Below are 26,766 nucleotides of genomic sequence, written 5' to 3'. Positions count from 1 at the left end.
ATCGTGGCTTTGTCGATGCCGGCTGCCAGCAGCTTTTTCATTCGTTTGATGTTTTGGCGTTGCGTTTTCTTCTCGTCTTGGATTCGCTGTTTTTCCATTTTCTGTTTATCAACAAGCCGTTGTTTCTCCATTTTCCGCTTATCAATAAGCCGCTGTTTTTCCATCCCTTGTTCCAAGATCCCCTGACTCAAATTACACATCGCGCTGACCTCCTTTTCCATTTTCTCACTCATTTGAATGTCGTATTCCTCTTCCAGCACCTGCCGTTTCTTTGGCTCCTCCACCTTGTTGGACAACAGCGTGTGCAGCATCTTGAAGATTCCTTTGTATTCTTTCGATGCCGGTCATTGAATTGGCTCGACGTTTTCTCAACGAGCGAGTATTTTGGATTTTCCTTGTTCCGTGCTTAATTCCAGCTACTTTTTCGATAGCGCTTCGAGTTCTGCCACAGAGCAGTCGAACACGTTGGCGATCGTGGCTTTGTCGATGCCGGCTGCCAGCAACTTTTTCATTCGTTTGATATTTTGACGCTCATCTTTGATTCGCTGTTCCTGGCGGCCTCGGTGTATTCCACGCTGCAATCCTTTCTCTTCTCCTTGTTGGAATCCTCGTTGAACTCCTTGCTGGATCCCTTGTTCCAAGATCCCCTGACTCAAATTACACATCGTGCTGACCTCCTTTTCCATTTTCTCACTCATTTGAATATCGTATTCCTCTTCCAGCACCTGCCGTTTCTTCGGTTCCTCCACTTTGTTGGACAACAGTGTGTGCAGCATCTTGAAGATTCCTTTGTACTCTTTCGATGCCGGATCCCCAAGCCACAACACAATGCCGGTCATCAAGTCGTAATCCGCCTTCTTCAGCTTCACATGGCCCGCCACTTGTTTTTCCGTTATCTCATACACGTTCATCGAATTCGCCCGATGCTTTGGCGCGTTCATGCAAATCCAAATCGAATATACTTTCTGCAAGTCCCCGTAGTGGTCGTTGGTGAACTCCACTCCATGCTGGCTCGACGTTTGCCTCGCCAAATGATACACCATCCTCGATACGAGCGGGTATTGGGGATTCTCCTTGTTTTGCGCCTCCACATTGATTAACAAAAGCAGCCGGCCTTTCCCTTGGGGAAGCAGGGCCCGAAAGAAGATGTCGTAGCGAATCGTTCCTTCGTGTAGATCCGTATCCTCGGTATTGCCTCCCTGGATGCGCGATCCTTGCACCGGCACCGAGGACACTTCCGGCGTCCCTTCGATATACTTGTTCATAATGTCGTCAATCGTTTCTTCCCGGTATTCGGGAACGCATTCCTTCAAAATCCAGGCGAGGACGATTTTTTCGGACAACAGCCGTTTGCACGCCGCGTCGTATTGGGACTGCATCGACGTGTCGTGCAAAGCTTGCGCCAAAGACGTGTCTTTGTGCTTACATTGTAGCACAGCATCGGGAGAAGAATCGCGTTTTTGCGATGGTCCAAACGGATACGCCATTTTTTGCTTCTCCTTTCTCGTTTTCAAATCTTGTTGTTTGTGGCATCGTTTTTCCCTCCTTCCCAATGAACGAAGTTATAAATTAGTAAATCCTTCATACCTTTATATACGACAAAACGAAGGAAAACCGGACATTATTTCTGAAAAAAGTTCAAAAGCTTAAAAAAAAGGCCGGATACGCTATTTCTTCCCGCTTTCCGGCTCGCTGAACGCTCTAGAGTATGTGGCTTTTTTTTCCAGTCGTATCTCAAATAAAAAGGACACGCACCGTGTCCTCAAGCTGCTATGATTTCTCTTTGTTTTTGCGAACGACAAAATACACAATGCCGCCAATCAGCAACAGCGCCAAAGCGCCCATCCCCAACAAAGCCGGCATCGACAAGAACGACTTCGAAGCGTCGCCGTTGTCGTTTTCTTCCGGTCCCGCCAATGGAGTGTCTGGATCATCAATATCAATGATTTCAGCCGGGCCTTCCGGATTGGTCGTTTCTTCGCCACCCGGTTCCGGGGTCGTGCCTTCCTCGCCAGGCGTCGTCGTTGCCTCGCCCGCCGGCGTGGTCGCCGGTGGAGTGGCCGGTGTCGTCGCTGGCGTAGTCGCCGGCGCGGTAATCGTCGTCGTTTCGTCAATAACCGTCGTCGTGCCCGGAATCGTTGTGATTGTGCCTTCCGGAACCGGAGAGTAGACGAAATCCCAGACGTTGTTGTTTTCCTTCAATGTCCCGGTCAAGTTGTACGCCTGCGGCTGGTAGCCTTCGATATACAAGTAGGATACGACTGGCCGGTCGCCCACGTTGCCAATATACGTCACGCTGTCGCGCAATTCGTTGCCTTCCCTGTCCACATATCGAATCGTATACTCGGTCGCGTTGGAAAGCATGCCGTACGCGACAACGAGATCCACGTCCTCGTTCACTTCAAACGAAGTCGAAGCTACAAACGTGTCGTTGTCCTTTCCGCTTTCGCGGATTCCTTTGACATAGTATTTGCTGCCGGCATCCGGCTGCACGCTGCTTTTGTCAAATGTAAAGCGCGATCCAGGCGCCAGGTTGTCGTACTCCAGCGTCGTCTCGCCGCCAATCGTTCCATGGTTTCCCGCGTGGATCCGTACCGTGTACGTGTAGTCGTCTTCCGCCCGCACCGGCACGGCGGCCGTCATCGAAAACAAGGCGAAGGCGCACAAAACGCTTTTCCACATCTTACGCATCGTCTTTGTCCTCCTTGTTTTCCTTCCAGCCAAAGATGGCGAGCACGAGCAATACAATGCCACTCAACGCGCTCAGCAAACTCCAAGTGAACTGGTTTGTCAGCGTGCTTGTGTTGACTTTACTCGAGCCTGTCTTGCGCGTCACGGTTGGCTTTCCTTGCACCGTGCGATCGCGATTCTCGTTTTTTTCCACCGCGAACTCCATCTGCAAGTCGGCCAAAGTCGACTGGTAGCGGTTGCCTTGCGTTTCTCCGTCCAGCTGCACTTCCAGACGCACCTTGCCCGTTTGGTTCTCCTTGAGCGTATCGAGATAAAACCAGTCATCCAGCGAGTCGGTCGCGTCTTTCAAGCCGTTGTTCGACCCTTCTTCGCCTCCAATCGTGGACGAGGTGTAAATGATCTCGTTTCGCCCTTCCGGTCCCTGATACGTCAAGGTGTAAGCGTAGGCGCCGCCGCTGGCGATCGAGCCGTCTTCCAGCGAATTGACGACCTCGTTGTTCATGTACCACTCGGTCGATGTTTTATTTTGATTGACGATATCCATCTCGATGATTCCCGTGTCGCCCGGCTGCAAGCCGAGCAGGAATTCGTCGATTTGACCCGTCGTGAAATTGTTTTCCATTTTGTCGTTTTTCGTAAACGTGACCGCGAAGCGCTCGTTGGTTTGGATCGTTTCGGCCAAGATCGGATTGGAAACGAGTCCGAACAATCCAGCCGTCATCGCGGCCTTTAATAATTTGTTTCGCATGCGTTTCCCCTCCTTAATTCAAACTGAGCGTATCGCCTTGCACGCTGACGTGTTTGCCCCACGCGCTCTGGATCGCTTCTGGCGCGTTGTGCTGCTGCACCGCGTCCACCTTCGCTTCGACGTGGAATTTCAAATCGTTGTACGAATACACTGTTTTCGTTGTGGTCGTGTCGCCTTCAACCGTCACTTCGTAATCGACTTTCGAAGCGACTTTCGGGCTGATCTTGAACGTGTCCGTCAGCGGGGCGCTTGTTTCTTCCACTTCCAGCAAGTCCGTATAGTAGTAGACAGAGCGCTCGAGCGTTTGGGCGCTTTTGTCTTCCACCCATCCGTTTCCGGCAAAATGGAGCTCGATCCATTCTGGTGTCAGGCGCTCTTTTTGCCCGTCATCGTGGTATTGGAGCTTGTTTCCTTCCGGATCGGTCCAGTATTTCAACAGCGTCACCCGAACGAACGTGTCGATCGTGCCCGAGTTTTTGACTTGTAGCGCTTCCGGGTACGTTTGTCCGATCTTGAACGCCCCCATCTTTTCCAAGAGCGGTTTCGAGTCCTCGCTCCACTGCCCGTCCGCTTCGTAGTTTCGAAACGCGACGGGATGGCCGTTTTCCATGAGCGTGACGCCGATCTTGTTGACTTGCATTTGCGTCTGGTACGTGTCGGAAAAATACGTGAGCGCCGCCCTCGTTCCCGAAACGCCCGAGGAAAGAAGCAGTCCGATCGCCATGACGAACAGCAGTCCGATCACGACAGGACGCGATAGAAATGTTTTGATTTTCTTCATAGTCATCCTTCCTCTCTTTTAGTTCCAGTCCGGCGCGGGGTTGCCTTGCTCGTCGTAAAGGGCGGGTGTCGATTCCGCCACGACGACAACGTTGAAATCTTGCGGCTTTTCCGCGTCCGCACCGACCCGGGCGATGCTGACACGCAAAACCGAAGTGGATTGGGTCGCTTCCAAAGCGTCGGCGTAGTAATAAAAGCCGTCTGTGCCAAGACTCCAGCCTTCGCCTAGCTCAAAGGACAGGTCGGAGCGGTCGCCGTAAAACAGTTTGACGCGGACAAAGACCGGTCCCGATCCTTCCTCGTTTTGAATTTGAATGTCCTTGCGGTAAATATGGCCTTCCGTTTCTTCTACGATGTGGGTTATGTTGCCCAACTCGATCGAGCCGGATCCCGAAGTCGTCGTGTACGTTGTAAAATAGGCGGATGTCGCGGATACGCCGGCCAGCAGGATTCCGGCCAGCCCGCAAACACCAAGCGCGCGTTTCCATTGGTTTCTCATCGGTTGCCCTCCTCGTCTGGCGTCAATGCGCCTTCCGGATCTTCTTCAAACGAATACCGGTTGTTGACTGACGTGCCATGGTTGTTTCCGCCGTCGTAGTCGTTGATGAATTCAAACGCGACGGGTTCGAATCCCGATTCGAGCGGCAGCGTGACGGTTGGGTCGCTTGACAGCTCGAAGTTCGCTCCTGAATACACTTCGCTTACGGTGATGGTCGAGCCGACTGGCAGCGAATCGACTACGATGGATTTCGTTCCGGCTCCGTCGAATACGAGCGACTCGACATTCGAGTAGACCGTTTCTCCATCCAGTTCGGCCACGATTTCAAAGACGAATGTCGCGGCGCCCGAACCGCCAAACGCTGGCACGGTTTTCACGATTTCGATTTGTCCATCGTGACGGCGTTCCCGGGACGCTTTGAGCGTCATTGTAAAGTCATACTGCCAATCCGTTTCGTTGGCCGTGTTGTTTTCTCCATTCTCATCCATGCGCGATGGCAAAGCCACCAGCGAAGGGTTGAACGTGTATTTGTACTGGCTCGTGTTCACAAACGAAAGGACTTTTTCCGTTCCGTCTGTCGAGCCGATCATCGTCTGTTCGAGCGAGTCGGCCAGCGTCATGTCGGCGCGTCGCGGCATCGTTAAATACAGGCCCGGTTCCAAGCGGGCTTTGTCCAAGACCGAAACGGTCGCGACGAGTTCCGGTTTTGACTGCGCTACGATTTGGCCGGCTTGCTGCGACAAGGCCGTGTAGTCGACTGCCGCCAGGTTTTTCAACGCGGGCGCCAGCGCTTCAAACGTTTCGGTCGCCTCGAACGAATACGAGTCGACGCCCGGATCCTCGATGGCCGAAGCGACTTTGAACACGTCCACTACCACGTCGGCGGATTCCAGATCGTCCGCGTATTCGGGTAGCGGCGAAAACGACAGTGAACACGTTTCCTTCAAGTCCACGGCGAGCGTTCGCGAGATGGCGGGCAGCCCGAGCGCGAACACAAGCGCCACCAAACCAATGATCCAGCCTAATTTCTTCCTTTTCATACTCCTTTATCCTTTCTTTCCACTCTCTTTTTCACGATATTTTTCACGATCCATCCTATGCCCAGCGCCACAAAGAGGAGCACCCCGACAAAGATGGCGACCACGTTGCGGTTCAGTAAAACCGCTTCCGACCGGGCGTTTACGAAGTCGTCCGGCAAATTGTCGACACGATGGCCGCGCACAAGCAGACGATGGGTGTTGATTCCATAGGGCGTGCACGTTTGCAGCGTCGCCAGATCCTTCCCCTCTTCGATCTGCAAATACGTGAAATCGTTGGGTTCCACGATTTTGATCTGATCCACCTGATACGTGTACGTATCGTCCAACACGACAAACATGAAGTAGTCCCCCACTTCCATCTGGTCCAGATCGGTAAACAGCTTGGCCGAGGGCAAGCCCCGGTGCCCGGATACAATGGTATGGGTACTTTCACCGCCAATGGGCAGCGAAGACCCTTCGATATGGCCGATGGCGTCCTGCAACGTCGACTCCTCCACCCCATGGTAGATGGGAAGATTCACCCGCAAGGAGGGAATCTTGACAACGCCCATGATGCCGTCCCCGGCCACATCTAGTACCGATTCATATTCGGCATGCAAAGCGTCCGAAGGATGGAACCGGTTGGGTTCGGACAACAGCGACGTATTGTAGGCACGCGCGTCGGAAAGATACTTTTCATATTCTTCATCCGACATCGTCGCCACCGCTTCCGAATAGGAGTCGATGGCGCGAGTGGCATGAAACTGATTCCACCAGTCCGCTACCGTTGGATACAACAGCAGGGACAGCCCTACCGTGAACATCATGACAAGCAGAACTGTGGACCAATTCTTTTTCATAAATTTTTTCATGTAGAGCTCTCCCTGCCGCTGAATCAGTGATTCAGCAGCATTCTTTCTTTTTTCAATGAGCAAAGCTCAATCTAAGAGTTGTTTCTTTCTCTTATTCGTGTTTCATTCTCTTGTTCGTTACGAAGATGACTGCGGCACCAACCATGAGGATCGCACCAGCTACGTAGAGCATCGTCGTACCCATACCACCTGTGGATGGGAGTTGAGCACCCTTTGTGTTGACAATCACTTGACCGGCTACATTTACCTTAAAATCAGTAGTTTGCTCATTGGTCGTCGATTCGGTAGTAACATTTCCATCCTTATCTTTATACCATTTAATCGTCGTGGTAGAGCTTGACAGTTCAGTTGCGGTCACAGTTTTTGATCCTTGAAGCAGGTTATATCCATTTGGAGCAACCGTCTCTTTTACGTCATAATTCAAATCTTTAGAATCTGTACCTTCATTGGCAATTCCTTTGATGATAACAATTCCGGTTGCTGGTGTAGTAATAGTTGCGGTTCCATTTGGATCATAAAGATAGACGTTATTTCCATCGTCATCTTGCGTTGGACCACTTACTTTAATCGGTGTAGTCGATCCTTGTGGGGTTACAGTAAATTGTGCACCTTGCAGAGGATTACCCTTTTCATCTGTTTTCACAATTCCTAATCCATACGTTTTTACAGTGGTAGAGTTTTCTCCACCTGTTGGATAAATTGGAGTATCCTTGCCAAATTCTGTGTATCCAAATTTACCAGTATTCTTTGTGTTCGTGTCACTGTTCAAATCAGCCGTGTTTTGAACAGTCGCCTTATAAGTAACTTTTACAATACTATTAGTTTCATAATAAAAAATTGGATTTTCTGCAGTTCCCGTTGCCCATGGAAGAGTCAAAGTAAAACTTTGATTATCACTACCCATTTTAACTGTAGCTTGAGCTGTAACATCTACCGAAGTTCCATTCGGATTAGATTCTGTAATTGTCGACTTCGGAGTCACTGTAACTGTAACGTCAACCGTATTGTTGTTATTCATTACATACTTCAAACCATTTCCCAAAGTATCTTCAAACTGATAACTTTTGATAGGTTTGTCATGATTATAGTTTGTTGCTACAATACTCATTTGATAATCAATAGTATCTCCAAAATTTGCTGAAACTTCTGTTTTCTCACCATTTTTAACAATAGTTTTCAAATTACCATCAGTTGTCGGTCCACCTTGGTTCTTATCAATAACTGTTGCGCTTGGATTGGCTGCATTGATAGTCACTGTTGCGCCTAAACTGCTTGAGACAAAATAGTATCCAAATTGTAATTGAGTAAATTTCATGCTCGTTGCAATTGCTGCTGTAGGAGAAACTGTGCTTTCGATTCCAGATGGGGCTGTCCAACCTTCCGAAGTAGGATCTCCGATTTTCTCTTTCAAGAAATCAATAATTTCTGAGCCAGTCTTTCCGTCTTTAATTTCTACTTGCCATTCGTCTCCTACTTTATTTGTAAATGTAAATGGGGAATCATCTCCACTAAGCAAGTTTTTAACTGCCGTGGTTGCTGTATAAGCCGTTGCATTGGTTCCGTTTGTACCATTAAAGATCTTATAAACTCCATACGATTGACCAATCGTAGTATTAGAAACAGTAATTTCTCCCGTTCCATCTTTTCCTGAAGGAACAGTTTGTAAAGTCTCCGCCGCTTTCACATTCGCCGCCGTCAATCCGACAACCATCATGAACGCCGCAAAGATAGATAAAAGTTTCTTTAAAGATTTCATAATTTATGTTTTCCTTTCTTATCTTTAAATCTTTTTGTTCGTTATCGGCTGGAAAGAAAGACTGGTTTTCTTTTTCCTCTTTCTTCCCATACAAACCGTGAAAGAATCATATGTATCACGAATACAACCCCTTGAAAGAGGTCTAGGATCAGAGGCTCCCCTTACTTGTTACTTTCCTCCTTTCCCAGTCTTGTTTCTTTTCGACCTCTTTTTGTATCCGTACATTAAGCTGGATGCAGCAATGATCGCTCCTCCGCTGAATGTAAATAATTTGGTTCCGGTTCCTCCGGTGTTTGGCAGGGATTGACCTGGTTCATTCACAATATTTACAGAATCTTTGTTGTAGTATTTCCAACGATCATGGGATATGCTTCCGCTTTTATTCTTATCTGTAAAACCAAGAAGTTTTCCCTCTTCAATCACTTCATTTCCTGTGCTATTCAAATCTTTTAGCGAATAGTACAGTTGAACCTTTTTTCCTCTATCTTCTCTTGCCTCAATTACAAGTTCCCAAGGCTTTTGCGCTTTTGTATATCCATCCGGACTTACGATTTCCACTAAGTAGTAAGTTCCCACCGATAAATCAGTCAAAGCTATTTTCCCGTTTGAATCGGATGTAATCGGATTATTATCTAGATTGATGCGAATGCCTTTGTATACTTCCGCCAAACCAGAAATCGGTTGTCCTTGTTCATCTTTTTTGTACAAGTCAAATTTCGCACCACTTAATGGTGTTTTGCCATTACCTATTTTGGTAAGAGTTAAATCTGTTCGAATAATTTGAATAACCGGTTTGTTGTACAGGAGATTATAATTCTGGTTTTTAAAGGTAAAACTGAAAGCCCCTGAAGTATTCGAATACAGTCCCTTTTTATTTTCTGAGGTAGCTCCTGTTTCATCCTCTCCAATATTTTCATATCCTTTATTACCCTCGGTATTATAAGCATTTTTATTCGCATAAACATTGAACGAGAGTTCATACAAGAAACTAGCATCCATCTTCCAATTCGGGTTAAAGGAAAGCGTAATTGTTTTTCCTTCTATTTTCACAGATGGTTTAATCGTATCTCTGACTGAAATTTTTCCTCCGACTCCATCCAGCTCAACATCTTTTCCAGCTCCTCCCCACCAGTCTCCTGCTGAAACCAAAGAATTAGTAAATTCTCCAGAAGTATTTAAAGAATTTGATTTAAAAATTTCTACTCCAGTAGAATCTTGCTTTTTACCTCCTTTATAAGCTTTCAAAACAATTCCATAATCACTCGAATCAAAATCAACATAATCAGATAATGTATCCATCATTTTTCCATTAGTACAAGTAGGACCTTGAGAAAGAATAATTAAATCCTCTTTTAAAGACTCTGTATTTTGAGAACTAATGAATTTTCCAGAACTCGATAATGTATCTAAGAATTGATTGTTAGTATTCGATCCATAATAAATTGTATTGATAGTTACTAACTTTTCTTTAGCAAACTCCTTGAATGTATTGATTCCAGTCATAGTCGCTGTGGTTGGATATTTATATTCTTTATCCTTACGATCATAATAGTCCTCTGTTGTATTTCCATTCCCTTCTCTTCCCTTCCATGACGAGATCTGGCCTTCATAATTGTTCATATAATATGTTGGCTTGCCATCACTAATAAAAATCATCACTTGTTTATGAGTCGGGTCACTATTGTTTAAAATCATATAATAAGCTTGTTGTAAACCAGCCATATAATTGGTTCCCCCACCAGCACTCAAACTAAAATCTGATAAAGTATGAGTATATGAGAATTTTTGTTCTGCACTAGTGGCGAACGATACCATTGCCACTCGATTATTTGTATTGCAAGCCAAAAACTGATTAGAAATATTTTTTATTACCGTTTTTACTCCAGATATACTTCCGCTCATACTTCTAGAAGTGTCTACTACAAATAGAAGATCAACTGGATTTTCACCAGAAATTGGTCCTGATGATATCGAAATCCGATAATCATCTCTCTTTTGCTGTGCCTTTGTTCCCATATATTCAATAGATTTTGAATGTAGTACTTTATTAGGATCTTGATTGCTATCTAATTCTATGCCTTCTACCGTTTTGAGTTTCAAATTTGGCTTTTCATACTCAGAAACTATCAAACCATTAGAATCTTCCTCATTTTCACCATCTTTTTGATATAAATTGGTTAAACTAATATTAATCTTTCTCTTTTGCAAATCTCCAGAAGGTGCTATATTCGGTTTATTTTGCGTCTCAGCTTTAATCACATCTTTCTCACCGATGATTACTCGGTAAGAATAAAATCCATTAGTATAATTTACTTCAAATTCATATTCTGAATCGTTCGCATTAGGTAAATTAAACCAATACTCCTCGTTTTCAGGATCTTCTTCGTTGTATTGCCACTGGTAAGAAAGCTCATCTAAATTCGCAATATTTTTAGTTACCGCTTTTAAAGTGACTTCATCGCCAATTTCATATTCTTCATCCAAGCCTTCAATTTCGACTTTCTTTACCCCGACAATGATCTCCGCTTCAAATACGGAGAAAGAATCGGTTTTAAATGTGGTTTCAACCGAACCGTCTTCTAACGCTTTGACATCTGAACTGATCGTTTCCGTTGAGCCGTCTTTCTTATAGTGGATATAATCGACGATTTCAGAACCATCCAGCTTTTCATCCAAATATTTGATAGAAATTTCCACTTCGGCGTTTGGTTCCACTTCTTCCTGTCCTAAATAAAATCCAATATCAAATCGTGGATTTCCATTTTCGGCATCTTCCAGTTTGGTGACAGTCAACTGCGCGCCTTCCGGAATGTTCGCTTTTTCCGTATACGTAGCCGTCACTTCCACCGTTTCCGCTTCGTCTTTGGCAGTCTGGGTGATTTTATTTTCTTCTTTCTTTTCCAGTTCTTCACCTGCCAGTGGTGTATCCTCTTCTATGATCTCAATTTGGTCGTTTAGATAGGCGATCACCTTGTCCTTGTTGACTCGCTCCTCTTTTACTTCGCCTTCCACATCGCCTTCGATAACTCGGATTTCCTTTTTTAAGTCGTCGATACTGGTGACGATACCGGTTCTTAGTTCTCCTTTGTCATTTCTGAAGAATACAACGTTTCCTTCCTCGCCTTCTTCTTTCTGGTCGTGGATCGTTTTGTTTTGCCATTTGCTTGCGTCTTTGTCATAGCTCATTTGCACGTTGGCATATTTCAAAACGTAACCTGTAAAATAGTTGTTCCAGTCGCCGTATTTGTCTTCATAAAGATGGCCGTATCTTGTGTAGTAGTGCTCTTTTTCTTCTTCGTCGATTTCGAAGTTGTTTTTATTTTCCTTGGTTCCCAACTCGTTCTTAGCGACGGTCAGGATTCTTGTTTTGGCATCCTCTTCATTGTTGATGTCTTGATATGCCTTTTCCCAATCGGCTGGATCTTCCACGTCTTCTTTGTTGGACTCGCAAATTCTTGTGTGTTCATGCTCTTCCTTGCCGCATTGGAGTTCTTCGCTCTTGTAGCACTCGTCGCTATGTGTATGGCCTTCGGTCGGTTCGGATTCCTCCTTGCCGCATGTTTGGGTTGTTGTCGTTTCATAGCATTCGTCCGTGTGGACGTGGGTTTCGCTTTCTTCCAAACCGCAAATGAGGTTTCTTACTTCCTCGTAGCACGTTTCATCGTGTACATGGCCTTCGCTGGCTTCGGATTCCTCTTTGCCGCAAAGCGGGGTTTCGCTTACATAACAGTTTTCCGTATGGGTATGCTCTTCCTTGCCGCAATACGTTTCCTTGCTCATGGTTACGGCGGGCAAAATGAGGGCGTACGTTGTGCAGAAGACAACGATACAGCTTAAAATGGACACGATCTGTTTCCATGACCGTTTCTTGTTTGTTTTCTTCATAATCTTTTCCTTTCTAGATCTTTCCGATTTTATTCAACGGCCATATGCGGCCTTCCAGTTTTCCGACAATCATTTCTTCGGCAATCGGCCCGATGGCTCTCGTTCTGGAATCGAGCGATACGCTGCGATGGTCGCCCATGACGAACCAGCGCTTTTCAGGCACTTGATACGGGTATTCCAAATCGGTTTCGCCTAGCGCTTTTTCCTGCACGTATGGCTCGTCGATTTCTTCGCCGTTGACGAACACGTTGCCGTCGTCGTCGATATATACCCAATCGCCTGGCCCGGCGATAACACGTTTGACTAGAATCTTGTTATTGTAATAGAAGGCTATAACATCCCCCGTTTTGAAATCGCTTCCCTTGACGGATAAAACGATGTCGCCGGCTGTCAGGTTTGGCGTCATGCTGGTGCCGTAAATTCGAAGCACGGGCAGCCAGAGCGTGGCGGCCAAAATCGCGAGGGCGGCCACGACGACGAGCACGCCCATCGTGCTGCGCAACGTTTGGCGATACTGCCTATTGTGCCGGACTCGATCTCTTTCTTTCTCCAACTCGGCCCGGGTGGGCATGTCCAGCCGTTTGTTTTCTCTTTCTTTTTTTCTCATGGTTTCCCCTGTCACTTTCTTCAACTTCCAGTTCGAAGTCGTCGATATTCGTTCCTTTCACGACGATCTTTAATGGATGTTCTTGTTTCCACGTTTCATCTTTCTTGTTCCAGCTTTCATAGGCTTGCACGAATTGATCGTGGAGCAGCTGCTCGGCGCGTTGCCGGACAAACACGGCGTCTTCGAATCGTTCGTACGTTCCTAAGTAGTAGCGGTGCTTCTTTAAGGAAATGAGCGCGACCCATTTGCCTCGTTGTTTTTGAACTCCCGTATATCCGCTCGTGTTGTTTTTGTGGAGCGCCTTGCTTTTGAGGGACTCAATGCACGTCTGGTCGACGTACGACAAACCGGGACGGCCTTTTTCATGGATCAGACAGCCGCAGCTGCGCGTGTTGCCACTCACTAAATCGTTGTAGGACGCTTCGGTCGTCCGCCCGCAATCGCACAAGCACGTCCAGACGACGCTGCCTCCCTTTCTTTTGGTGGTTGGCCGCAATGCCGTCAGTTTTCCAAACCGTTGTTTTGCGATGTTTTTTATGGCGCCAGCGCGGACGCAGCCGCAACTGGAAACCGGCTTCTTTTTTGTCAAATCGTTCGTGGCCACTTTGATCGTGGTGCCGCAATCGCATTGACAAAGCCACAAGTAACACGACCCTTTCTTTTCTTCCAGCCGTTTTAAAACGGTCAGCCGGCCGATCTTCTTTCCTTTCAAATCTTTCGTGTTTTTTCCTTTTCTCGAACAGCCGCAGCTTTTTACAAGCTCGCGCCGGATCTTATAGCTTTCAAGCAAAATCGTCTGTCCGCATTCGCATTGACAAAGCCAAAGATAGCTGCCCTTTCTTTTTTTGTCCGTCTTTTGAATGACGGTCAGCTTTCCAAACTTTTTGCCACTCAAATCCACAGACTTCATGGTTGTATTCCTTTCTGCAGGACGCTCCGCTTTCGTCGCGCCCTCGCTCTTTTTGAAAAACAAATGGTTCGCTTTTTTTCACGAATCGAGCTAAATCTTTCTTTTTTCTCCCTTTTTTATAATGTTAATTCACTTAGTACTAATATTTATACTCTAGTAAAGTAATACTATTACCATTTGTACATCATGTCAACAACTTATCTAGGTAGGATATACGTATAAACTTTTATTTTTTTGTTTTTTTCCCATTCCCATGCCACATTTTTTCCCTTTTTCTGACGCAATTCTCCCTTTTATTTCCCAATAGCAAAACACTTAGAAAACTCTGAAAAATCAAATCGTTTAGCATTATAAGTAAAACTCAGGCTTGATTATTTCAGGAGGAGCGAGTTTATAAAATCAAATTATGAAAGAAAAGAAAAAAATAAACGTTGAAATTGGAAAGCGTATTAAAAAATCACGAGAAGGCAGAGGATTGACGCAGGAACGGCTGGCGGAAGAAATTGATGTTTCCATCCAGTATATTTCCGACTTGGAGCGGGGCGTTGTCGGCGCGTCGACTTCGACGTTGATCAACATTTGCCGCATTTTGGACGCGAGCGCCGATTACATTTTATTTGGCAAAGATCCAAACACCATTTCCGATGTTTCCGATCGTTTGAAAGAGTACACCCCAAAACAAGTCGAATCTATGTATCGCATTATGGACATTATCGACGACTTTTATAGAACTGATGATGAATGAAAAAGCATTGCCCAAAACGGCAATGTCTTTTTCGTTGTAAGAGAGAAAATATTTTAAGAAAAAAGAATGGAACAAGATAAAAAAAAAGATGCCCCAAGGCATCGGTTCCAAGTATAAAAAAAAAGACTTAGCAACGTCCTATTTTCGCAGGCGCAAAGCCAACTATCGTCGGCGCAGAAGAGCTTGACTTCTGTGTTCGGTACGAGAACAGGTATTTCCTCTTCGCTATCATCACTAAATCTTCTATTAATTTACACGAAGAAAAGACAAAACGCAAGCTTTTTTTGAAAAAAATAAAAATGTTTTCTATTTTTTGGAAATGTTCGTTTGTGTTGACGTTCCTACGCCACCATGCTATAACCGAAACGAAAGAAGAGGGTTTCGAATGCTTAAAAGAGAACGGCTTCAATATATTCGCCAAATGGTAAATCAAAAGGGAATTGTCACGGCGGCGGAAATCATGCGCGACTTGAACGTGTCGGATATGACGGTGCGTCGCGACTTGGACGAGCTTGAAAAAAGCGGAAAACTGATCCGCATCCATGGTGGCGCGCAATCTCTGGGCTACAATTTGGATTGCGAGCTGTCGCTTCAAGAAAAATCGGCAGTCAATATGGCGGAAAAACAGGAGATCGCGCGAGAAGCGGCAAAACTAATCAAGGAAAACGACACGGTTTTTCTTGGTCCGGGCACGACGATCGAGCAGCTTGCCAAAGAAATCGCGGGACGAAACGTGCACGTTGTCACGAACTCGCTGCCTGTCTTTGATATTATCCGGCAATACGATCCGAAACGCGTGCTCTTGATTGGCGGAACGTTCCGCAACCATACGGGCGTTTTTGTCGGCCCGTTGTGTACCGACACGTTAAGCCGGCTTCGCTTTTCCGCCACGTTCATTTCCTGCAACGCCTTGGCGGAAGATCAAATTACCACTTCTTCGATCGAGGAGGGACAAACGCAGGAAATCGCTCTTAACAACGCGCGATACCGCTATTTGCTAGTCGACGAACACAAATTCAACCGGGAAGATTTTTACGCTTACTATAAGCTTTACAACATGGATGGCATGATCACAGATTCCAAAACGAGTCCGGATATCATTGCGCATTACAGTCAATACATTCAAATCATCCAAGCGGGAAAGGGGAAATAACATGGAAGGCGTGATTTTTGATTTTAACGGGACGTTGTTTCTCGACAACGACAAACACATCAAGGCGTGGAATAAAATTTCAAAAGAACTTCGCGGTTATGGCATTACCGAGGAAGAGCTGCATACGAAAATGAACGGGGTCAACAACAAATATATCCTTCGTTATTTAAACGGCGGAAAAGAAGACGACGACTTGGAGCTGGCCTATTCTTTGCGCAAGGAGCAATACTATCGCGAATTTTGTCAGGCGGACACGGCCAGCTTTCATTTGATCGCGGGAGCCGAAGCGCTCTTCGACAATTTGAAAAAACGAGGCATTCCTTTTACGATCGCTTCCGCGTCCATCAAGGAAAATATCGACTTTTTTGTCGAAAGCTTTCATTTAGACCGCTGGATCGACCCAAACACAATCGTTTTCGACAACGGGGACTATAAAGACAAAGAAGCGATGTTTGTACAAGCGGCCAAAAATATTCACGTGCCGATTGAAAAGGTTTGCGTGATCGAAGATTCGCTGGCCGGGGTGCGTACGAGCGTAAAAGCGGGGGTACAGGATATTCGCATCATCAATTCCGGACATATCGCCAGCCAGGTCGAAAGCTTAAAACAAGTGAAACAAATTTGCGATACGATGGAAGACATTCAAATATAAAAGCGAGGTTTTCGCCTCGCTTTTATATTTTCTCCAAATCGCTTCGTAGGTTGCCTATGATTTAAATCCGAGCCAGTCCCTTTGATCCTTCACTCTTCCAACTAAAAGTATAAGTATATCTAAGAAAAATCATGAAAAAAGAATGAGAAGCCCTATTTTCTCTGGTAAAATAAAGATGCCTGTTCTTTGAGCGTGGTTGGTTCGGTCGGTTTGTATGCCGGAGTTCCGAAAAAACTCCGTTTCGATAGATGGAAACTGGATTTGCCGTTTCCGGAAACGGAGGTGAGAGTATGACACCCTATGAAATCATATCCATTGTTTTGGATTTTCTCGGAGTTCTTACTCCTGTTTTCATCGCCTTCATTTTGTTGGCGCATGAAAAAAGCAACCACGAAAAGTGAATCTTTGGACGGATGAGCATTTCGTAAGTTGCTTATGAAATAATAAATCCGAGCCAGCCGCTTTGACAAAGGGCAGGTTCTTTTTACATTCTTATTATAGCACACATTTCTTTCCCTTCAATCGTTTTTACCCTTTGATCCTTCACGCTTCCAATCAAAAGTATAAGTATATCTAAGAAAAATCATGAAAAAAAGAATGAGAAGTCCTATTTTCTCTAGTAAAATAGTTATGCCTGTCCTTTGAGCGTGGTCGGTTCGGTCGGTTTGTATGCCGGAGTTCCGAAAAAACTCCGTTTCGATAGATGGAAACTGGATTTGCCGTTTCCGGAAGCGGAGGTGAGAGTATGACACCATTCGAAATTCTTTCGATTGTTCTAGATTTTCTAGGAATCATTACTCCTGTTTTCATCGCCTTCATTTTGTTGGCGCATGAAAAAAGCGACCACGAAAAGTGAATCTTGCCCGAGATTGCTTCGTAGATCGCTTATGAAGTAATAAATCCGAGCCGGCCGCTTTGACAAAGGGCAGGTTCTTTTTACATTTACAGTATAGCACACATTTCTTTCCTATCAATCGTTTGCCTTTTTTTCTTTCCTGTTCGCCTATCCTCTATAAAAAAACAACCACGAAAAGTGATCTTTGGCAGGATTGTTTCGTAAGTTGCTTATGAAATAATAAATCCGAGCCAGCCGCTTTGACAAAGGGCAGGTTCTTTTTACATTTACAGTATAGCACACGTTTTTACACTTTGATTCTTTACTTTTCAACCAAAAATATAAGTATATCTAAGCGTGGTTGGTTCGGTCGGTTTGTATGTCGGAGTTCCGAAAAAACTCCGTTTCGATAGATGGAAACTGGATTTGCCATTTCCGGAAACGGAGGTGAGAGTATGACACCCTATGAAATCATATCCATTGTTTTGGATTTTCTCGGAGTTCTTACTCCTGTTTTCATCGCCTTCATTTTGTTGGCGCATGAAAAAAGCAACCACGAAAAGTGAATCTTTGGACGGATGAGCATTTCGTAAGTTGCTTATGAAATAATAAATCCGAGCCAGCCGCTTTGACAAAGGGCAGGTTCTTTTTACATTCTTATTATAGCACACATTTCTTTCCCTTCAATCGTTTTTACCCTTTGATCCTTCACGCTTCCAATCAAAAGTATAAGTATATCTAAGAAAAATCATGAAAAAAAGAATGAGAAGTCCTATTTTCTCTAGTAAAATAGTTATGCCTGTCCTTTGAGCGTGGTCGGTTCGGTCGGTTTGTATGCCGGAGTTCCGAAAAAACTCCGTTTCGATAGATGGAAACTGGATTTGCCGTTTCCGGAAACGGAGGTGAGAGTATGACACCCTATGAAATCATATCCATTGTTTTGGATTTTCTCGGAGTTCTTACTCCTGTTTTCATCGCCTTTATTTTGTTGGCGCATGAAAAAAGTGACCACGAGAAGTGAATCTTGGCAGAGATTTGCTCGTAGGTCACCTATGAAGTAAATAAATCCGAGCCGGCCACTTTGACAAAGGGCAGGTTCTTTTTACATTTACAGTATAGCACACTTTTTTTATCCTTCAATCCCTTGCTCTTTTCTTTTCTTCCAGTCTTCATAGTACGAAAATCATAAAATCTCTTTATATAAATCTCTCTTCGAACTGTACTCCTGTTTTCATCGCCTTTATTTTGCTGGCGCATGAAAAAAGCGACCACGAGAAGTGAATCTTGGCGGAGATTTGCTCGTAGGTCACATAAATCCGAGCCAGCCGTTTTGATCTGGCCGGTTCTTCTTTTCCATTATAACGCAAAAAAAGAAGGAGCAGAACTCCTTCGTGGTTGTTAGTGTTTAAAATGACGCACGCCCGTGAATACCATCGCGATGCCATGTTCGTTGCACTCGTCAATCGACAACTGGTCTTTAATGGATCCACCTGGCTGAATGATCGCCGTCACGCCAGCCTTGATGGCTTCCTGCACCGTATCCGGCATCGGGAAGAAGGCGTCGCTGGCCATGACCGAGCCTTGCGCTTTTTCGCCAGCTTGCTCGATCGCGATTTTCGCCGCGCCGACCCGGTTCATTTGTCCGGCGCCCACGCCAATCGTCATGTTGTCTTTGACTAAAACGATCGCGTTCGATTTCACGTGCTTCACGACGTTCCATCCAAACAGCAGCTGTTTCATTTCCTCGTCCGTCGGCTTGCGGTTCGTCACGCAGCGCAAGTCGTCCTCGCTGACATGATGCGTGTCCATTTCCTGCACAAGCAAGCCGTCGTTGACGTTCGTGTATTTCAACGCCGTGTTCGTGTTCAGCGTCGTATCCAGCTCCATGAGCCGGATGTTCTTTTTCCGCGTCAGGATTTCCAGCGCGTCCTCGTCGAATTTCGGAGCGATGACGATCTCCAAAAAGATTTTCGACAATTTCTCCGCCAGTTCCACGTCCACCGGCGCGTTCAACGCCACGATGCCGCCAAAAATCGAAACCGGATCCGCCTCGTACGCCTTGTCCCACGCCTCGTTGATCGACGCTCCAATGCCCACGCCGCACGGATTCATATGCTTCAATCCAACCGCCGCGAACTGGCCTTCGAAATCTTTCAAAATCTCGATCGCCGCGTTGCCATCCTGAATGTTGTTGTAGGAAAGCTCCTTGCCATGCAGCTGCTTCGCGTTCGCCAGCGAGTATAACGGCCGCATGCCTTTGTAAAACGCTGCCTTTTGATGCGGGTTCTCGCCATAACGCAAGTCCTGCACCTTGTCGAACGTGATCGTCAGGCTTTCCGGGAACTGCTCGTCGGTCTTCTTCGTCAAGTAATCCGCGATCATCGCGTCGTAACGCGCCGTGTGGCGGAACACTTTTGCCGCCAGCTTCTCACGCGTTTCCAGCGTCGTGCCGCCCAGCTCTTTGATCTCGTTTAAAACGAGGTCATAGTCGGCCGGATCGCACAAAACCGGAATAAACTTGTAGTTTTTCGACGCCGAACGCAGCATGCTCGGTCCGCCAATGTCGATGTTCTCGATGATTTCCTCGTGACTGACGCCTTCTTTTTGCACCGTCTCCTTGAACGGGTACAAGTTGACGCACACCAGGTCGATCATGTCGATGCCAAGCTCTTCTACCTGCGCCACGTGATCCGGGTTGTCCCGCACGCAAAGCAAGGCGCCATGGACATTGGGATGTAGCGTCTTCACACGACCATCCATGATTTCCGGAAAGTTCGTGATCTCGCTAATACCAATAACCGAAAGACCCGCGTCCTCCAGCGCTTTCTTCGTTCCCCCCGTGGAAATGATTTCATAGCCTTCGTCGATCAGTCCTTTGACAAAATCGACAAGACCGGTTTTATTCGATACGCTCACCAAAGCTCTTTTCATTTTTCTTCCTCCTTGATCGTTTCACTTACCTGCCGGATGACTTGCCAAAACAAGTCGTATTCCAGCGCGTGCACATGCGATTCCAGCGTTTCCAAATCCCAGGCCGGGTCGATCGCCAGCCGCTCCTGCCGGATGATCGGGCCGCTATCCACGCCCTCGTCCACGAAATGCACCGTCACGCCCGTTTGCGGCACGCCCGCCTCGAATGCGTCCTGAATGCTGTGGGCGCCTGGAAATTCCGGCAAATACGCCGGATGCAAATTCATGATCCGGTTCGGATACGCCTCCAGCAGCACCTTCCCGATAAAGCGCATATAGCCGCTCAACACGATCAAATCGACATCATGCTGGTTCAAGACATCCAAAATCGCCGTTTCGTACGCCTCTTTTCCCGAAAACGCCTTCGGATTGAAATAGTATTCCGGCACGCCATGATTGCGCGCCCGGACCCTTGCGAACGCCTGTTCCTTGTCCACGATCACGCATGCCGCCTCGACCGGAAGCGATCCATCCTCCACATGGCGAAGGATCTCCTCCAGATTCGTTCCCGAACCGCTGGCGAATACCGCGATTTTTACCATTGCACGTCAACCTCGCCGCGATCCGTCACGCGACCAATCACATACGAATCCTGCCCCGCTTCGCGCAGCAGCGCCTGCGTCTTTTCGACATCGGCCGGATCGACCGCCACAATGAAACCGATTCCCATGTTGAACACATTGTACATTTCCTTTGGATCAATGTTGCCTTTTTCCTGAATGAAATCAAAGATCTTTGGCCGCGGGAACGCCTTCGTGTCGATTTCGACCCCCATGCCTTCCTTCAGCATCCGCGGCACGTTTTCATAAAAGCCACCGCCGGTGATGTGCGACATCGCGTGAATGTCGACCTGGTCAAAAAGCGCCTCGATCGGACGGACATAGATTTTTGTCGGCGTCAGCAGCACGTTCCCCAGCTTCTCGCCATCCAGCTCCTCGTACGCCGCGTGCGGGTCAAGCTGATTGTCTTTGAACAGCACTTTCCGCACCAGCGAAAAGCCATTCGAATGCACACCCGTGCTCGGCAAGCCAATCAAAACATCCCCCACATGCAAATTCGACGAGTCCTTCAGCTTCGCCTTGTCGACCGCGCCGACGCAAAAGCCAGCCAAATCGTAATGATCCACGTCGTACATGTCCGGCATTTCGGCCGTTTCGCCGCCAATCAGCGCGCAGTTGGCGTCCACGCAGCCATCCGCGACCCCTTTGACGATTTGCTCGATGACTTCCGGTTTGTTTTTGCCGACCGCGATATAATCGAGGAAGAAAATCGGCGCCGCGCCTTGCACAAGCACGTCGTTGACGCACATCGCGACCGCGTCGATCCCGATCGTGTCATGCTTGTCCATCTCGAACGCCAGCATGAGCTTCGTTCCGACACCATCCGTTCCCGAAACGAGAACCGGCTCTTTCATTCCATACGCGCTCAAGTCAAACATGCCGCCAAACGCGCCAATCGAGTCGATCGCCCCTTTGACTTTCGTTCTCGCCACATGCGACTTGATGCGACGAACCGATTCGTAACCGGCTTCGAGATCGACACCGGCTTCTTTATATTTTTCTGCCATTTTTATTTCCTCCCATTTTTTGGATCGACATCGACATATCGACCATTCATGCAAGCCATACAGCTCGCAGGTCCTACACACAACCGAAACGCGTCCTCGTCCAAAAACCGAATCGAATCCGCGCCAAACAACTGGCACATTTCCTCGTCTGTGTACCGGGCCGCCGCCAGCTGCCCGGCTCGCGCCTCTTCATAGCCATACACGCAAGGATGGGCGATCCGCGGCGAGGCGATCCGCAAATGCACCTCGGAAGCACCCGCCTCTTTCATCAGCTGGCAAAGCCGTTTCGCCGTGAATCCTTTGACAAGCGAATCGTCCACCAAATACACCCGCTTTCCACGCACGATGGAAGAAATCGCGTTCAGCCGCGTGCGAATGCCTTGTTCGCGCTGCTGCGCGGAAGGGCGAATGTACGTCGAGCCAATGTAGCGGTTTTTAATCAACCCGATCTCGTACGGCTTGTTCAAAGCGCGCGCGAACGCCGCCGCTGCGCTCATTGCCGTATCGGGCACGCCAACCACGATATCCGCGTCCACCGTTTCCTCTTCCGCCAGCAAAATGCCGCAATCTTCCCGTACGGCGTGCACGTTCCGGTTTTCAAGCATGCTATCCGGTCTGGCATAGTACACGTACTCCATCGCGCAAGGGCGCGCCGGCTCTCCGTCCCCGGTTTCAAAGCTTTGCGCCCCTTCCAGACCCAGCCGGATCAGCTCGCCCGGCCGCACTTCCCGCATCGAGTCGATATCGAGCATCGTAAACGCCGCGCTTTCGCTGGCGACCACCGTGGACGCGCCGCTTTGCGCGATCCAAAGCGGATGGATACCGTCGGGCGAGCGCATCGCGTACATCGTGTTTTTCGTCATGACGACAAACGTGTACGAGCCTTCCAGCTTCGAGCACGCCTGCATGATCTTCTCAAACAAATGACCCGGATAAAACTGGATCAAATGCGCGATCAGCTCCGCGTCGCTTACGCCTTGGAAAATCAATCCATCCGCTTCCATCGCGTCCCGCAGCGCCGCCGCGTTTTGAATCGTGCCCGTTGTCGCGATCGCGAAATGCCCCTGATGGGCCCGCACGACGATCGGCTGCACGTTTTCCAAATCCCGATCCTGCGCCGACGCAAGACGCACATGTCCCAGCGCGCTGCATCCATTCAGTTCCGCCAAAACGCCCTCTTGGAAAATCTCGCTCAGCATCCCGTTGTTTTTTTCGCACACGACCCGCTCGCCATCCGTGCATGCCATGCCTGCCGCGTCCTGGCCGCGATGCTGCAAGGAATGAAGCACGTAATACAAGGCGCGCGCCGCGTCGTGCATGTGGTAAATCGCCCCTAGCGCGGACAGGCTTTGCGGTTCAAACCGGTTCATCCGTTTTTCTTGTGCGTGAAGAACCGCACGCCATTCGCGAAAATATTTTGGTCTTTGTCGCCGGAAATGTTTTGGAACAAGCCCGGCTCGTACCGCTCGCTATGCCCCATCTTTCCGAAAATATGTCCATCTTCGCTGACGATGCCTTCGATCGCCCACGAAGAACCATTCAAATTATCCAAGCCGTCCATCGTCGGCACGCCTTCCTCGTTGACATACTGCGTCGCGATTTGTCCATGGCGCGCCAGATTGCGCAGCACGGCTTCGTCCGCCACGAATTTTCCCTCGCCATGCGATACGGCCACGCTATGCACGGCGCCCGGAACAAAGCTGGACAGCCAAGGCGAGTGCACGGACGTCACGCGGGTTCTGGCGATATGGGAAATGTGCCGGTTGATGTCGTTTCGGAACAACGTCGGCGATTTTTGATCGAGCGCCTCGATGTCGCCATAAGGAAGCAGACCCGATTTAATCAAAGCCTGGAATCCGTTGCAGATGCCAAGAATGAGTCCCTCGTTTTCCCGCATCGTCTGGATGGCGCGCCAGATTTTTGGATTGCGTAGCACGCTGGCGATAAATTTTCCGGATCCGTCCGGCTCGTCGCCGCTACTGAAACCACCCACGATCATCAGGATTTGCGCCGATTCGATCGCCCTGGCCAGCTTGTCGATGCTTTCCTCGATATCGGCAACCGTCAAGTTGTTGAAAACGACCATTTCCACCTCGGCGCCGGCCCGCTCAAACTGCTGCGCCGTGTCGAATTCACAGTTTTGTCCCGGGAACACCGGAATGACGACTTTTGGCACATCGACCACTTTCCGCGACAACGGACACGTTTTTTCGTAAAGCGGCGTGTCGACGACCGCCTCGCTTCGCTCGTTGACGATGCGCGGATACAAATCGCGGTAGCGTCGTTCCCACGCTTCGATGGCCTTGTCGATCGAAATCGTCTCGTCGTTGATCGTAATCTCGTTCGTATCGTTGACAATGCCCATAAGCGAGAACGCCGGATCCTGAATCGTTTCCGTCGTTTCGACAAGCAGCGAGCCGATCTTTGGTGCGAACACGTCTTCGGATGTGCGCAGTGCAACGCCAAGCTTGTTGCCAAACGCCATTTCGCATACCGTCGCGGCGATGCCGCCATCCTTGATCGACTTGGCCGCCACGATTTGGCCTTTTTTCATTCGATTCAGCACATTGTCGAAGTTTCTTTTCAGCTGCTCGTAGTTCGGAACGTGTCCCGCTTTCGGCTCGTGCCGCACCAGATACACGTAATTTCCCGCTTTTTTCAAAGGCGCGGACACGATATCCTGGGTTTTGGCGGTTTTCACCGCGAACGTGATCAACGTCGGCGGCACATGCAAGTCGTTGAACGTGCCCGACATGCTGTCCTTGCCGCCAATGGCCGGCGTCTCGAACGCGAGCTGGGCGTCAATCAGTCCCAGCAGAGCCTGGAACGGATTCCCCCATTTCTTCGGATCCGCGCCAAGCCGCTCAAAGTATTCCTGATTGGACAGACGCGCCCCTTTGTAGTCGACTCCCATCGCGACCAGACGGGCGAGCGCCTCGACAACCGAGTAGCTCGCGCCCAAATAAGGCGAATACTTCGAAAGCGCCGGATCGTATCCGTACGTCATCGCGGAGCACGTGTCGGTCCATCCCAGCACCGGAAGCTTTTGAACGGATCCTTCTTCCGGCGTGAGCTGGTACTTGCCGCCAAACGGCATGAGAACCGTCGACTTTCCAATCGTGGCGTCGAACATTTCCGCCAAACCGATTTGGGAAGCGACATTCGGCAATCCGAGCACTTCGGCAATCGAAGCCGCCTGCGGGCCAAATGGATCGCTTTCGTATTCCGATGGCGCCACGTCAACGTCCTGATGCTGGCGCACGCCATTCGTGTCAAGAAACGCGCGCGACATGTCGACAATCGTCTTTCCTCTCCATGTCATGACGAGGCGGTTCGTGTCGGTCACCGTCGCCACCTGCACGCCGCCTAGGTTTTCCTTGTGGCACTCTTCCAAAAACCGGTCGAGATCCGCGGCCCGGATGCACACCGCCATCCGCTCCTGGCTTTCGGAAATCGCCAGCTCGGTTCCATCGAGCCCCTCGTATTTCACCGGCACGACATCCAGGTCGATATCGAGTCCGTCGGCCAGTTCCCCGACCGCGACGCTGACGCCGCCGGCGCCAAAGTCGTTCGCTTTTTTAATGAGCGTCGTCGCTTTGGGATTGCGGAACAAGCGCTGAAGTTTGCGCTCGATGAGCGCATTGCCTTTTTGCACTTCGCTGCTGCATTTTTCCAGCGACGTGTCGTTGTGTTCCTTGCTCGAACCGGTCGCCCCGCCAATGCCATCCCGGCCCGTCGCCCCGCCAATGAGCACGATGATGTCGCCTGGTTCCGGTTTTTCGCGCTTGACGTGGCTTTTTGGAGCGGCGCCTACGACGCCGCCGACTTCCATGCGTTTGGCAACATAGCCGTCGTCGTAAATTTCCTCGACGAACGTCGTCGCCAGTCCAATTTGATTTCCATACGAGGAATACCCATGGGCGGCCTGCTTCGAAATCTTGGATTGCGGCAGCTTGTGGGCGAGCGTTTCGGCAATCGGTTTGGTGATGTCGCCCGCGCCCGTGATACGCATCGCCTGGTAGACGTAGCTTCGTCCGGAGAGCGGATCGCGGATGGCGCCGCCGATGCACGTGCTCGCGCCGCCAAACGGCTCGATTTCGGTTGGATGGTTGTGCGTCTCGTTTTTGAACATGAGCAGCCAGTCTTCGTCTTTTCCGTCGACGTCGACTTTGATTTCAATGGAGCAGGCGTTGATCTCGTCGCTAACTTCCATGTCGTCGAGCTTGCCTTCCTGGCGCAAGTGCTTGCCCGCGATCGTCGCCATATCCATCAGCGTGGACGGTTTTTTGTTTTGGTGCACCTTTTCGCGCAAGGCGACGTAGTTGTCGTACGATTTTTGCAGTTCCTCCTGCAGTTTGTTTTCGTGGAACGTCACGTTTTCCAAAACGGTTTCAAACGTCGTGTGGCGGCAGTGATCGGACCAGTACGTGTCCAGCACGCGGATCTCGGTCATGGTCGGATCGCGTCGTTCCTCGTTTTTAAAGTAGTTTTGCACGAAGGCGATGTCTTCGTGGGACATGGCCAAACCAAGCGTCTGGCGCAATTTTTCGAGCGCGTCGTCGTCCATCGCCGTAAAGCCCTCGATGACCGGCACATCCTCGATTGCCACATCCTGGTCGTCTTCCAAAACGGAAAGGTCCTTTTCGCGCGCTTCCACCGGGTTGATCATGTACGTTTTGATCGCTTCGACTTGCTCGTCGTCCACGTTGTCGAACACAAGCAGCGTTCCGGAATGTATCGTGACCGCCGGCTTGCTGTTGAGGAGCATCAGACACTGGGTCGCGGAATCGGCCCGCTGGTCGTACTGGCCCGGCAAAAATTCGTACGCCAGAAACTTGCGTCCATCCAGATCGACATGGTCGAGCACTTTGTCGGTGACGATTTCCGAGCAAACCTGCGACTTGAGCAGCTCGATATCTTCCGGATCGGCGCCGAACACATCGTAAATGTTGTAGCGTTCCACCTTGAAGTCGTCGCGTAAGCCAAACGACTGCTTCAACTCCGCGGTCAGCGACTCGCTTTCCACTTGAAACCGGTCTTTTTTACAAACAAATATTCTTTGATCCATTTTTTTCTC

Annotated in this window: 22 protein-coding genes and 1 rRNA gene; 6 read left to right on the top strand and 17 right to left on the bottom strand. The window is 48.6% G+C overall.

All coding sequences use genetic code 11. The annotated features are described in order from the left end of the window. Positions 1-416: 416 nt before the first annotated feature. From ABNS49_RS09400 to ABNS49_RS09350, 11 genes are all read right to left on the bottom strand, one after another. Positions 417-1,487, bottom strand: a complete 1,071-nt coding sequence (locus ABNS49_RS09400; protein ID WP_304963944.1) for a hypothetical protein — start codon at positions 1,485-1,487, stop codon at positions 417-419. A gap of 283 nt (positions 1,488-1,770) precedes the next feature. Then, entirely contained in the window at positions 1,771-2,691 is a 921-nt protein-coding gene (locus tag ABNS49_RS09395) for a MucBP domain-containing protein (protein ID WP_289108452.1), read from the bottom strand. Continuing rightward, complete coding sequence (locus ABNS49_RS09390) at positions 2,684-3,439, bottom strand: hypothetical protein (protein ID WP_289108453.1); 756 nt, start codon at positions 3,437-3,439, stop codon at positions 2,684-2,686. Before ABNS49_RS09390 ends, ABNS49_RS09395 begins: the two co-directional genes overlap by 8 nt. 13 nt (positions 3,440-3,452) lie before the next feature. Next, positions 3,453-4,220: a hypothetical protein gene (locus tag ABNS49_RS09385; RefSeq protein WP_135981383.1), complete on the bottom strand. Its 768-nt coding sequence runs from the start codon at positions 4,218-4,220 to the stop codon at positions 3,453-3,455. An 18-nt stretch (positions 4,221-4,238) separates the two neighbouring features. After that, complete coding sequence (locus tag ABNS49_RS09380; protein ID WP_289108454.1) at positions 4,239-4,718, bottom strand: hypothetical protein; 480 nt, start codon at positions 4,716-4,718, stop codon at positions 4,239-4,241. Next, a complete protein-coding gene (locus ABNS49_RS09375) occupies positions 4,715-5,758 on the bottom strand; it encodes a DUF5979 domain-containing protein (protein ID WP_348688176.1) in 1,044 nt (347 codons plus the stop codon). The genes ABNS49_RS09380 and ABNS49_RS09375 overlap by 4 nt, the downstream gene beginning before the upstream one ends. After that, on the bottom strand, positions 5,755-6,609 hold the full coding sequence (locus ABNS49_RS09370) for a class C sortase (RefSeq protein ID WP_290092487.1): 855 nt from the start codon (positions 6,607-6,609) through the stop codon (positions 5,755-5,757). The genes ABNS49_RS09375 and ABNS49_RS09370 overlap by 4 nt, the downstream gene beginning before the upstream one ends. Positions 6,610-6,700: 91 nt before the next feature. Continuing rightward, positions 6,701-8,365: a SpaA isopeptide-forming pilin-related protein gene (locus tag ABNS49_RS09365; RefSeq protein WP_135980241.1), complete on the bottom strand. Its 1,665-nt coding sequence runs from the start codon at positions 8,363-8,365 to the stop codon at positions 6,701-6,703. 168 nt (positions 8,366-8,533) lie between these two features. Then, positions 8,534-12,250, bottom strand: coding sequence for a SpaA isopeptide-forming pilin-related protein (locus tag ABNS49_RS09360; RefSeq protein WP_135980242.1), 3,717 nt, complete (start codon positions 12,248-12,250; stop codon positions 8,534-8,536). A gap of 13 nt (positions 12,251-12,263) precedes the next feature. Further along, a complete protein-coding gene (gene lepB, locus ABNS49_RS09355) occupies positions 12,264-12,857 on the bottom strand; it encodes a signal peptidase I (RefSeq protein ID WP_135980243.1) in 594 nt (197 codons plus the stop codon). Further along, positions 12,769-13,767 carry a transcriptional regulator gene (locus tag ABNS49_RS09350; RefSeq protein WP_135980245.1) on the bottom strand — a complete coding sequence of 333 codons (999 nt, stop codon included), beginning with the start codon at positions 13,765-13,767 and terminating at the stop codon, positions 12,769-12,771. The genes lepB and ABNS49_RS09350 overlap by 89 nt, the downstream gene beginning before the upstream one ends. 406 nt (positions 13,768-14,173) lie before the next feature. On the opposite strand from ABNS49_RS09350, the gene ABNS49_RS09345 reads away from it, so the two are divergent. Continuing rightward, positions 14,174-14,512: a helix-turn-helix transcriptional regulator gene (locus ABNS49_RS09345; protein WP_290092384.1), complete on the top strand. Its 339-nt coding sequence runs from the start codon at positions 14,174-14,176 to the stop codon at positions 14,510-14,512. 125 nt (positions 14,513-14,637) lie between these two features. Here the strand turns inward: ABNS49_RS09345 and rrf are convergent. Next, a 5S ribosomal RNA gene (rrf, locus tag ABNS49_RS09340) occupies positions 14,638-14,751 on the bottom strand. Positions 14,752-14,897: 146 nt separating this feature from the next. Between rrf and ABNS49_RS09335 the strand changes: the two genes are divergently transcribed. The 5 genes from ABNS49_RS09335 to ABNS49_RS09315 all read left to right on the top strand — a co-directional run bounded on the left by ABNS49_RS09335 (position 14,898) and on the right by ABNS49_RS09315 (position 18,173). After that, complete coding sequence (locus ABNS49_RS09335; protein ID WP_135980247.1) at positions 14,898-15,665, top strand: DeoR/GlpR family DNA-binding transcription regulator; 768 nt, start codon at positions 14,898-14,900, stop codon at positions 15,663-15,665. 1 nt (position 15,666) lies between these two features. Next, positions 15,667-16,317, top strand: coding sequence for an HAD family phosphatase (locus ABNS49_RS09330; RefSeq protein ID WP_289114162.1), 651 nt, complete (start codon positions 15,667-15,669; stop codon positions 16,315-16,317). A gap of 248 nt (positions 16,318-16,565) precedes the next feature. Continuing rightward, positions 16,566-16,718 (top strand): hypothetical protein, encoded by a 153-nt coding sequence (locus ABNS49_RS09325; RefSeq protein ID WP_289186482.1) that lies wholly within the window; start codon positions 16,566-16,568, stop codon positions 16,716-16,718. A gap of 302 nt (positions 16,719-17,020) precedes the next feature. Further along, positions 17,021-17,173 (top strand): hypothetical protein, encoded by a 153-nt coding sequence (locus ABNS49_RS09320; protein WP_304644824.1) that lies wholly within the window; start codon positions 17,021-17,023, stop codon positions 17,171-17,173. An 847-nt stretch (positions 17,174-18,020) separates the two neighbouring features. Next, on the top strand, positions 18,021-18,173 hold the full coding sequence (locus tag ABNS49_RS09315) for a hypothetical protein (RefSeq protein WP_304644490.1): 153 nt from the start codon (positions 18,021-18,023) through the stop codon (positions 18,171-18,173). Between the two features lie 377 nt (positions 18,174-18,550). On the opposite strand, the gene purH is transcribed toward ABNS49_RS09315, so the two are convergent. The 5 genes from purH to ABNS49_RS09290 are packed head-to-tail and all read right to left on the bottom strand — an operon-like array spanning position 18,551 to position 26,757. Next, positions 18,551-20,083, bottom strand: a complete 1,533-nt coding sequence (gene purH, locus ABNS49_RS09310; RefSeq protein ID WP_135980251.1) for a bifunctional phosphoribosylaminoimidazolecarboxamide formyltransferase/IMP cyclohydrolase — start codon at positions 20,081-20,083, stop codon at positions 18,551-18,553. Continuing rightward, positions 20,080-20,664 (bottom strand): phosphoribosylglycinamide formyltransferase, encoded by a 585-nt coding sequence (purN, locus tag ABNS49_RS09305; protein WP_135980252.1) that lies wholly within the window; start codon positions 20,662-20,664, stop codon positions 20,080-20,082. The genes purH and purN overlap by 4 nt, the downstream gene beginning before the upstream one ends. Beyond that, the gene (purM, locus tag ABNS49_RS09300) at positions 20,658-21,689 is read right to left on the bottom strand and encodes a phosphoribosylformylglycinamidine cyclo-ligase (protein WP_288341565.1); all 1,032 of its coding nucleotides are present in this window, start codon (positions 21,687-21,689) and stop codon (positions 20,658-20,660) included. Before purM ends, purN begins: the two co-directional genes overlap by 7 nt. A gap of 2 nt (positions 21,690-21,691) precedes the next feature. Continuing rightward, positions 21,692-23,059 (bottom strand): amidophosphoribosyltransferase, encoded by a 1,368-nt coding sequence (gene purF, locus ABNS49_RS09295; RefSeq protein ID WP_290091925.1) that lies wholly within the window; start codon positions 23,057-23,059, stop codon positions 21,692-21,694. Then, a complete protein-coding gene (locus tag ABNS49_RS09290) occupies positions 23,056-26,757 on the bottom strand; it encodes a phosphoribosylformylglycinamidine synthase (RefSeq protein ID WP_290091924.1) in 3,702 nt (1,233 codons plus the stop codon). Before ABNS49_RS09290 ends, purF begins: the two co-directional genes overlap by 4 nt. Positions 26,758-26,766: the final 9 nt, after the last annotated feature.

Source organism: uncultured Dubosiella sp., assembly GCF_964018005.1.
Classification (GTDB): Bacteria; Bacillota_I; Bacilli_A; order Erysipelotrichales; family Erysipelotrichaceae; genus Dubosiella; species Dubosiella muris.
The sequence above is the reverse complement of the archived record's forward strand: the minus strand, read 5'-3'. Positions and strand labels throughout refer to the sequence as shown.

What these genes read in the sequence shown, in the direction of transcription:
- purM (WP_288341565.1), bottom strand. Translation starts at nt 21,689, where the DNA reads ATGGCAGAAAAATATAAAGAAGCCGGTGTCGATCTCGAAGCCGGTTAC.
- purN (WP_135980252.1), bottom strand. Translation starts at nt 20,664, where the DNA reads ATGGTAAAAATCGCGGTATTCGCCAGCGGTTCGGGAACGAATCTGGAG.
- ABNS49_RS09325 (WP_289186482.1), top strand. Translation starts at nt 16,566, where the DNA reads ATGGAAACTGGATTTGCCGTTTCCGGAAACGGAGGTGAGAGTATGACA.
- ABNS49_RS09335 (WP_135980247.1), top strand. Translation starts at nt 14,898, where the DNA reads ATGCTTAAAAGAGAACGGCTTCAATATATTCGCCAAATGGTAAATCAA.
- ABNS49_RS09380 (WP_289108454.1), bottom strand. Translation starts at nt 4,718, where the DNA reads ATGAGAAACCAATGGAAACGCGCGCTTGGTGTTTGCGGGCTGGCCGGA.
- ABNS49_RS09365 (WP_135980241.1), bottom strand. Translation starts at nt 8,365, where the DNA reads ATGAAATCTTTAAAGAAACTTTTATCTATCTTTGCGGCGTTCATGATG.
- ABNS49_RS09385 (WP_135981383.1), bottom strand. Translation starts at nt 4,220, where the DNA reads ATGAAGAAAATCAAAACATTTCTATCGCGTCCTGTCGTGATCGGACTG.
- ABNS49_RS09315 (WP_304644490.1), top strand. Translation starts at nt 18,021, where the DNA reads ATGGAAACTGGATTTGCCGTTTCCGGAAACGGAGGTGAGAGTATGACA.
- ABNS49_RS09320 (WP_304644824.1), top strand. Translation starts at nt 17,021, where the DNA reads ATGGAAACTGGATTTGCCGTTTCCGGAAGCGGAGGTGAGAGTATGACA.
- ABNS49_RS09375 (WP_348688176.1), bottom strand. Translation starts at nt 5,758, where the DNA reads ATGAAAAGGAAGAAATTAGGCTGGATCATTGGTTTGGTGGCGCTTGTG.
- ABNS49_RS09395 (WP_289108452.1), bottom strand. Translation starts at nt 2,691, where the DNA reads ATGCGTAAGATGTGGAAAAGCGTTTTGTGCGCCTTCGCCTTGTTTTCG.
- ABNS49_RS09350 (WP_135980245.1), bottom strand. Translation starts at nt 13,767, where the DNA reads ATGAAGTCTGTGGATTTGAGTGGCAAAAAGTTTGGAAAGCTGACCGTC.
- ABNS49_RS09390 (WP_289108453.1), bottom strand. Translation starts at nt 3,439, where the DNA reads ATGCGAAACAAATTATTAAAGGCCGCGATGACGGCTGGATTGTTCGGA.
- ABNS49_RS09290 (WP_290091924.1), bottom strand. Translation starts at nt 26,757, where the DNA reads ATGGATCAAAGAATATTTGTTTGTAAAAAAGACCGGTTTCAAGTGGAA.
- ABNS49_RS09400 (WP_304963944.1), bottom strand. Translation starts at nt 1,487, where the DNA reads ATGGCGTATCCGTTTGGACCATCGCAAAAACGCGATTCTTCTCCCGAT.
- purF (WP_290091925.1), bottom strand. Translation starts at nt 23,059, where the DNA reads ATGAACCGGTTTGAACCGCAAAGCCTGTCCGCGCTAGGGGCGATTTAC.
- ABNS49_RS09345 (WP_290092384.1), top strand. Translation starts at nt 14,174, where the DNA reads ATGAAAGAAAAGAAAAAAATAAACGTTGAAATTGGAAAGCGTATTAAA.
- purH (WP_135980251.1), bottom strand. Translation starts at nt 20,083, where the DNA reads ATGAAAAGAGCTTTGGTGAGCGTATCGAATAAAACCGGTCTTGTCGAT.
- ABNS49_RS09360 (WP_135980242.1), bottom strand. Translation starts at nt 12,250, where the DNA reads ATGAAGAAAACAAACAAGAAACGGTCATGGAAACAGATCGTGTCCATT.
- ABNS49_RS09370 (WP_290092487.1), bottom strand. Translation starts at nt 6,609, where the DNA reads ATGAAAAAATTTATGAAAAAGAATTGGTCCACAGTTCTGCTTGTCATG.
- ABNS49_RS09330 (WP_289114162.1), top strand. Translation starts at nt 15,667, where the DNA reads ATGGAAGGCGTGATTTTTGATTTTAACGGGACGTTGTTTCTCGACAAC.
- lepB (WP_135980243.1), bottom strand. Translation starts at nt 12,857, where the DNA reads ATGAGAAAAAAAGAAAGAGAAAACAAACGGCTGGACATGCCCACCCGG.